Annotated in this window: 2 protein-coding genes and 1 pseudogene; all 3 read right to left on the reverse strand. The window is 67.5% G+C overall.

Features of this window, described 5'->3' with window-relative positions:
* Window positions 1–389: phosphoadenosine phosphosulfate reductase domain-containing protein (locus tag ACFQ3T_RS36645; protein WP_380730770.1), on the reverse strand; the 389-nt coding region annotated here is incomplete at its 3' end.
* Window positions 386–544, reverse strand: coding sequence for an Insertion element protein (locus ACFQ3T_RS36650; protein ID WP_380730775.1), 159 nt, complete (start codon window positions 542–544; stop codon window positions 386–388). The genes ACFQ3T_RS36650 and ACFQ3T_RS36645, both read right to left, overlap by 4 nt.
* Window positions 541–1,313: pseudogene (locus ACFQ3T_RS36655) on the reverse strand (nitrite/sulfite reductase); the annotation flags it as partial. The gene ACFQ3T_RS36650 and the pseudogene ACFQ3T_RS36655, both read right to left, overlap by 4 nt.

Here is a 1,313-nt window from a genome sequence, read left to right on the forward strand (position 1 = left end):
TGCAACGGGATGACCTTGCGCAACTGGCAGCACCTGGTCGGGTCGGTCTGGTTCAGCAGACCGAATTCCTTCTCCTGGTCCGCGACGGACTGCTCGGCGGCGGCGTTGATGATCCGGACGTCGGGGTAGACGAGGTCGACGGCGTCACGGGTGCCGATGGTCTCGGCGAAGTGGTAGCCGGTCTCCAGGAACAGCACGTCCACGTCCGGCTTGACCTTGGTCGCCAGGTCGATCAGCACGGCGTCCTGCATGTTCGACGCGACGATCCAGCTCTTGCCGAAGGTCTGCGCGGTCCACGCGAGCGCTTCCTCGGCGCCGGCATCGGCCAACTCCACGCTCGCCGCTTCGGCGATCACCTTCAGTTCCTCGACCCTGGTCGGGGCGGTCATCGATGCACCTCCTGTGGAAGGTTGAGACCCACGAACTTGACCATGAAGACTCGACGGCAGGACGAGCACAGCCACGAGTAGTCGGGCTCTTCCTGCGGGCGGAGGTCTTCGTCTCCGCAATAGGGGCAGTGGAACGGGGTCGCGCGTTCGCTCACTTCAGGTCTGCTTCGGTGGCGCGCACGACCCACTGCGCGAACCTCTCGTCGTCGTGCCGGCTCGCGACGAAGTTCCGCACCACGCGCTCGACGTAGTCCGACAGCTCGGCCGCGGTCACCTTGTGGCCACGCAACTTCCGGCCGAAGCCTGCGTCCAACCCCAGTCCGCCACCGAGGTGGACCTGGAAGCCTTCCACCTGCTTGCCGTCGGCGTCGGTGACGATCATGCCCTTGAGGCCGATGTCCGCGGTCTGGATGCGGGCGCACGAGTTGGGGCAGCCGTTGATGTGCACGGAGATCGGCTCCGTCACCCCCGCCACGACGTCGGCCAACCGGGACTCCAGCGCGGCGACCAGATCGACCGCGCGTGCCTTGGTCTCGACGATCGCGAGCTTGCAGAACTCGATGCCGGTGCACGCCATCACACCCCGCCGCCACGGCGACGGCTCCGTCTGCAACCCCAACTTCGCCAGATCCGCCTGGAGGCCCTTGACCTCGGCCTCGGGCACGTCCAGCACCACCAACTTCTGCTGCGGGGTGAGACGAACCCGGCCCGACCCGGCCCGCTCGACGACCTTGGCCACCTCGACCAACGTCGATCCCGACACCCGGCCCGCGATCGGCGCGGCGCCGACGTAGAACAAACCGTCCTTCTGCCGGTGCACGCCGATGTGGTCACGCGGGATCGCGGGCACCTCCGGCGCGGGGCCGTCCACGAGCTTGCGCTTGAGGTACTCGTCCTCCAGCACCTGGCGGAACTTCTCGGGAC

The sequence above is a fragment of the Saccharothrix hoggarensis genome (assembly GCF_042678885.1).
GTDB lineage: Bacteria > Actinomycetota > Actinomycetes > Mycobacteriales > Pseudonocardiaceae > Actinosynnema > Actinosynnema hoggarensis.